The sequence below is a fragment of the Brevibacillus sp. NRRL NRS-603 genome (genome assembly GCF_003013445.1).
GTDB classification, from domain to species: domain Bacteria; phylum Bacillota; class Bacilli; order Brevibacillales; family Brevibacillaceae; genus Brevibacillus; species Brevibacillus formosus.
In genome coordinates this window covers 1-5967 of sequence record NZ_PXZN01000149.1, presented here as the reverse complement: position 1 = coordinate 5967, position 5967 = coordinate 1, and the positions used below count along the sequence as shown (strand labels likewise).

At 48.4% G+C, this 5967-nt stretch carries 7 protein-coding genes and 1 pseudogene; all 8 read right to left on the bottom strand.

Features of this window, described 5'->3' with window-relative positions:
* Positions 1-224 (bottom strand): annotated as a pseudogene (locus C7R94_RS29420) (anthranilate synthase component I); the annotation flags it as partial.
* Between the two features lie 290 nt (positions 225-514).
* A complete protein-coding gene (aroH, locus tag C7R94_RS29415; protein WP_047068990.1) occupies positions 515-892 on the bottom strand; it encodes a chorismate mutase in 378 nt (125 codons plus the stop codon).
* Positions 893-894: 2 nt separating this feature from the next.
* Positions 895-1995: a 3-dehydroquinate synthase gene (aroB, locus tag C7R94_RS29410; RefSeq protein ID WP_106786018.1), complete on the bottom strand. Its 1101-nt coding sequence runs from the start codon at positions 1993-1995 to the stop codon at positions 895-897.
* Entirely contained in the window at positions 1995-3158 is a 1164-nt protein-coding gene (aroC, locus tag C7R94_RS29405; RefSeq protein WP_047068988.1) for a chorismate synthase, read from the bottom strand. Before aroC ends, aroB begins: the two co-directional genes overlap by 1 nt.
* Before the next feature lie 228 nt (positions 3159-3386).
* Positions 3387-3545 carry a hypothetical protein gene (locus tag C7R94_RS30470; RefSeq protein WP_007716564.1) on the bottom strand — a complete coding sequence of 53 codons (159 nt, stop codon included), beginning with the start codon at positions 3543-3545 and terminating at the stop codon, positions 3387-3389.
* A 76-nt stretch (positions 3546-3621) separates the two neighbouring features.
* Complete coding sequence (locus C7R94_RS29400) at positions 3622-4395, bottom strand: CheR family methyltransferase (protein ID WP_106786017.1); 774 nt, start codon at positions 4393-4395, stop codon at positions 3622-3624.
* Between the two features lie 128 nt (positions 4396-4523).
* On the bottom strand, positions 4524-4967 hold the full coding sequence (ndk, locus tag C7R94_RS29395) for a nucleoside-diphosphate kinase (protein WP_007716560.1): 444 nt from the start codon (positions 4965-4967) through the stop codon (positions 4524-4526).
* 103 nt (positions 4968-5070) lie between these two features.
* Positions 5071-5967, bottom strand: an 897-nt coding sequence (locus C7R94_RS29390; protein ID WP_106786016.1) for a polyprenyl synthetase family protein, incomplete at its 5' end; no start/stop codon positions are given.

Here is a 5967-nt window from a genome sequence, read left to right as displayed (position 1 = left end):
TCTCCTTTTGCTTCTACGATTTGAAAAGGATTCATACCAATGAACGAAAAACGCGCCCAACGCGCACCACCTTCTACGCTCTCCAGCAAAAAGGAATCACTCGTGCGAATCTTCTGATACAAACGAATCGGTGTCTCTTGATCCGCCAACAGTTTCAAGCTAACAGGGATAAGGGAATACGACGCCGACAGGGTCTTAACCTCGGCAAGGGAAGGGAAATACATGGGCTCTCATCTCCTCAATTAGTGGGAGAGAAAAGGGAATGAGACATCCACCTTTTCTACACCCGCTTCTAGAGCGAGAGGTAGGGGGGAGAAATTTTTGTATACAAAAAAATCCAGACAAAGAGACCTGGATTGGGTGTCAATATGTACCCAGCCTTCTCTTCTCTCCTCAACCTAACTCATCTCAACTCTGCTCAACTCATTCTCTGCTCTCAGCCGGCTTTTGCTTATTACCGGAAAAAACGAGGCGCTCTCGTTTCACTTATGGTAAAAGAGAGCGCCCTAATTTGTCAACCGCGATTTGTCAAATCCGGGCGCAGCTTGACTGCTTCACGCAAAAAAACGTGATGAATGTCTTTTGCTGTCTTGTCTGTATTCACATGCATCATGACACGAATACAAAGCGGCAAGCCACCCGGCACCGGGATTTCTCTTGCGCACATGAGCGGTACATATTGCCAAGCCTCTCCTTCAAGCAGGCGGGCCGCTTGAGCGGGGAAGGTCGCACAGAGATCCTCTGTCGTCGTAATAATAATGCTGCCAATGTCTTCCGGGTTCACTTCATTGCGGCTTACCATTTCTTCCAACAACCATTTTGTAGAGGAGACAATCTCTTCGCGCGTATCGGCTTCCACCGTAACCGCGCCTCTGATTCCTCTCATTCCCATCCTTATCCCTCCACTTCTTCTCTCATGACTCCCAGTATGAGTTCTTCTTCTATATTTTTGACGACTTCAACCTGCCCAATTGCCCTTGGCAACACCAATGCCAGCTTTCCGCCTACCGTCTTTTTGTCTCGTTTCATGGCTTCCAGCACAGCTTCTGGCGAGAGATTGCCCGGCCACGCTGTTGGCAGGTGGAACAATTCCATCATCCGTTTCGTGCGATTGTATACACCCGTCTCGGCAAAACCAATCCGTTCCGCTACCTTCGCTGCCAAACACATCCCAATTGAGATGGCTTCCCCATGATTCAGGGTGGAGTAAGCAGATAGCGCTTCAAACGCATGACCAAACGTATGGCCCAAGTTAAGCAATGCACGTTGCCCTTGTTCTGTCTCGTCTTGGGAAACAATAGCCGCTTTGACTGCGCAGCCTTTTTCAATGGCTTTCCCTAATAATTCTGAATCGAGCTGCCATAGCCTATCAGCGTTGTCTTCCAGCCAATCGACAAAGACAGCGTCGGCGATCAGTCCATGCTTCACAACTTCTGCAAAACCTGCTGCGACTTCCCGCTTCGGCAAGCTATGCAGGGCTTTCGTGTCGTAAATGACTACTTTGGGCTGATGGAAAGCACCAATGAGATTTTTGCCGAGTGGATGATTGATCGCTACTTTTCCACCAACCGAGCTATCATGTGCCAGCAAGGTAGTCGGCATTTGAACGAAATCAATGCCGCGCATGTACGTAGCAGCCACAAATCCAGCCAAGTCACCGACGACTCCACCACCGAGAGCCAATACAGCAGACTTCCTGTCCAGTCCTGCATGAATTGCCTCTGTCATCAATCGTTCGTAGACAGCGAGGCTCTTCGATTGTTCTCCGGCAGCGATAACAGCTGCATGGGCCTGATACCCATGCTGGCGCAATACATCAAGCAAAGGCTCTAAGTAATGAACGGCTACATTCTCATCTGTGACAATCATCAGCTTGCTAGTAGAAGCAATTCCTGCCTCTACTAGCAACGCCGCTGCATCGTGCAAAAGACCATCGCCTATCACAATCTGGTAGGAACGCTCCCCAAGATCAACAGTCAGCTTCTCCACGCTCATTAGAATTTCTCCGTGTACGCACGGTATTGACGTACGTTTTCTTCCATGTCGTCAAGAGAATCGGAAGGGAATTTTTCGCACATGGCACTCGCGATCTCCCATGCTACCACTGCCTCCGCGACCACACTTGCCGCTGGAACAGCACAACTGTCGGAACGCTCAATGCTCGCTGAGAATGGCTCTCTCGAATCAATATCTACACTCATCAACGGCTTGTACAAGGTAGGGATCGGCTTCATAACTCCACGAACAACTACAGGCATTCCTGTCGTCATTCCGCCTTCGAGTCCACCTGCACGATTTGTTTTACGGCTGTAGCCTGTTTCTTCGTTCCAAATAATCTCGTCATGAACTTGCGAGCCTTTCAGACCGGCTGCCTCAAATCCGATACCGATTTCGACACCCTTGAAAGCCTGAATGCTCATAATCGCTTGTGCAAGACGTCCATCCAACTTGCGGTCCCATTGCACATGGCTACCCAAACCAATCGGCACGCCTTCAACGATAACTTCTACGGTACCCCCAAGGGAATCCCCGTCTTCTTTTGCTTTGTCAATCGCTGCCATCATCAGTGGTTCTGCTTCTTTATCCAAGCAGCGTACTGGCGATTCTTCGGTGCGCGCAATCAGCTCGTCCAGACTGACTTCTTGTCGCTTCGCCACGATCTCGTTGATCTGGAGTACCTGGCCGCCAATACGGATACCAAATTGAGCCAGCAATTGGCGGGCTACTGCACCAACAGCTACGCGGACAGTGGTCTCACGAGCGCTGGAACGTTCCAGAATATTGCGCATATCGCGTTGATGATACTTAATCGCCCCGTTTAAATCAGCATGTCCAGGGCGTGGACGGGAAACACGACGCTTTTCTTCAGCGCCTTCCTCTACAGGCTCAGCACTCATGATTCCTTGCCAATGCGTCCAATCCTTATTTTCAACGACCAGTGTGATAGGAGCTCCGGTTGTATATCCATGGCGGACACCAGAAAGAATTTTCACCTGATCCTTTTCAATCTGCATTCTTCTGCCACGACCATGGCCTTTCTGACGACGTGCCAACTGCTCATTAATTTCCTCAATGGAAATCGGCAGGTTGCTCGGTACGCCCTCGATGATAGCTGTTAATTGCGGCCCGTGGGATTCCCCTGCTGTCAAGTAACGCATCTCTATCCTTCCTCCATCCTCCAGGCAGCCTGTATCCCCTTAAGGTTCTCTTTTCGGGGTGCTGTCCTTTATCACTTTTAAGCGCTATAATATCATACCTAGTACGCCGTGGAAATACAAAAGTGGGAAACGTTTGCGAAAAACCTTTTCTTCTTACAGGAAAACGCCCCTCCGTATTAGGAGAAGCGCTCTCTTTACGCTATCGCGAATGCATCAGGATTGACATACCTACACGTTAAAAAAGGGATTGGGGCTCAGCGGTTTGCGAGTGTGATCCACGCGTATCAAATCATCTAGTTGTGTCCTCTCCGCCCCTAAAATCTGACCACATTCCTGCAGCGTGATCAGCCCTCGACGGTATGCCTCGATGACCTTGTGTTTATCCATCTGTTGCCTCCTCTTGCAAAGTAGGTATTCCTAGTCTTGGGAAAAAACAGCAGAGATATACCAAGGCCACCATGAATCAACCCATTTTTCGATAGAAGAACGTATCCTCTGTCTCCAGTTGGTATTGTTGAGGCTGAAAAATTTGTTCCGTGCTGCCGACAAAGAGTACCCCGCCAGGTTTCAGTGCCCGGCTAAACTTATGATACAGCTCATGCTTTGCTTCCTCGGTAAAGTAAATCATCACGTTCCGGCAAATGATCAAATCAAATTGAGAATCAAATGAGTCCGCCAATAAATTATGTTTTTTGAACGTCACTTTTCTCTTCACTTCGTCCGTTATACGATAGCTGAGTGTATCTTTTTCAAAATACTTTGCTACGAGGTCTTTCGGACAATCTTGCAGGGAGCGGTCCGTGTATACCCCTTGCTTTGCTTTTGCCAGTGCTCCCTCATCAATATCGGAAGCGAGCACTGTTGCATCCAACTTCTGGCGCAGCAAAATCAGGGAGAGTGTGTAGGGCTCCTCCCCTGTCGAGCATGCCGCACTCCAGCATTTCACCCGCGGCGATTGCTTTGCCAAGCGTGGCAAAATTTTATTCTCGAGAACTTCCCATCGGCCTGGATTCCGGAAAAATTCCGATACGTTGATGGTCATCCTATCGAGGAACTCATAGAAAAGCTCCTTGTCTTTAGCGATGGCATCGAAATACTGGGCAAATGTGTTGTACCCCCGCTTTTGTCTCAACGAGGTTAGACGGCGCTTCATCTGTGCTTCCTTGTAGAGGGCAAGATCAATTCCAGTCATTTTCTTCACACTAGCTATAAATTGGAGAAAGTCCTTATCTTCCATGCTGAATCGTACCCCCTTTGCAAACTCCCTATCTTCATTCGCTATATTTCGTCATTATCCTATCTGTTTTGACAAAGATTTTGACAAAAAAAAGAAAACCCCAATGAATGGGGCTTTCTCAATCAGTCTTAGATCCAGCGTTGGATAGTTTTCTCGAAGGAGAGAACTTCTTCAGCGGAGAACCACAGGCCGATTTCACGCTCAGCGCTCTCAGGAGAGTCAGAACCGTGGATGATGTTCATGCCAACAGAAGTAGCGAAATCGCCACGGATCGTACCGGAAGCAGCGTCTACTGGGTTTGTTTTGCCCATCATAGCACGAGCAGTTGTGATTACATTGTTACCTTGCCATACCATTGCGAATACTGGTCCGGAAGTGATGAAGTCTACCAGTTCACCGAAGAATGGGCGCTCTTTGTGCTCTGCATAATGTTCTTCAGCCAGTTCGCGGCTTACTGTCATCAGCTTAGCACCTACGAGTTGGTAGCCTTTTTTCTCAAAACGGGATACGATTTCCCCGATCAGGTTGCGTTGTACGCCATCTGGTTTTACCATAAGGAATGTTTTTTCCATTGTATGTATGCCTCCATTAGAGCTATGTATTGGTGCATAGGACACCAACGAAATTTTATCAAAACTAGAGTGCTCAAGCAACAGGCAGACCGTTAAAATATCATTAAAATTTGCGATCAATAATATAATTGGCGATACCTGTCAAGGATGTCTTAGCCTGGTTGTTAGGCAAATCAGCGAGAATGGCATGCGCACGGGCGATATAGCGTTCAGCGAGGCGCTGCGAAAAGGCAATCCCCTCATCTTCTCGCACCATTCGAACAGCTTCATCCGTATGATCCCAAAACGTATTTTTCGCAATCCAATCCTGGAATTGCGCACGTGCTTTTCCATGATGGGCTGAATAAAGCGCAGGCAACGTAATGTTTCCATGCACCAAGTCGCTTCCAGCAGGCTTCCCTAACTGCTTCTCGGTCCCTGTAAAGTCCAAAATGTCGTCCGTAATTTGAAAAGCCATCCCCACATTGTAGCCATACCAGTACATTTTGCGAATCATATCATCTGACGCACCGCTTGCCACTGCTCCTAATTGACAGCTAATCGCAATTAAAAGCGCCGTTTTTCGTTTGATTCTGCGCAAATAGGTACGGAAGTTTTGGTCCCAGTTATTCAAATCCTTTACTTGCTGGATCTCTCCCTTGCAAACCTCGACGATTGCATTCGAGAGAATTTGGTGCAATTGCGGGATCGGGAGCTGGGAGGCAATGGCCAATGCACGTGCAAAAATATAGTCGCCGGCGTACATGGCTACTTTGTTATCCCACTTCATCCGCACGGTATCTTTTCCGCGACGCTTATCCGCATCATCAATCACATCATCATGCACCAAGGAAGCCATGTGGATCAGTTCGAGAGGAACGGCCACATGCTTTAGCTTTTTGATGTCGTAATTGCCCCACTTACCGCCGAGCAAAACAAAAACGGGACGAATCCGCTTTCCTCCTGCCTTGAGCAAGTGAGTCGAGGATAGATACAGCTCTCGAACCGGCGTATCAATTGC

Coding starts and splice junctions, on each gene's coding strand:
- aroH (WP_047068990.1), bottom strand. CDS start 892: ATGGGAATGAGAGGAATCAGAGGCGCGGTTACGGTGGAAGCCGATACG.
- aroB (WP_106786018.1), bottom strand. CDS start 1,995: ATGAGCGTGGAGAAGCTGACTGTTGATCTTGGGGAGCGTTCCTACCAG.
- aroC (WP_047068988.1), bottom strand. CDS start 3,158: ATGCGTTACTTGACAGCAGGGGAATCCCACGGGCCGCAATTAACAGCT.
- C7R94_RS30470 (WP_007716564.1), bottom strand. CDS start 3,545: ATGGATAAACACAAGGTCATCGAGGCATACCGTCGAGGGCTGATCACG.
- C7R94_RS29400 (WP_106786017.1), bottom strand. CDS start 4,395: ATGGAAGATAAGGACTTTCTCCAATTTATAGCTAGTGTGAAGAAAATG.
- ndk (WP_007716560.1), bottom strand. CDS start 4,967: ATGGAAAAAACATTCCTTATGGTAAAACCAGATGGCGTACAACGCAAC.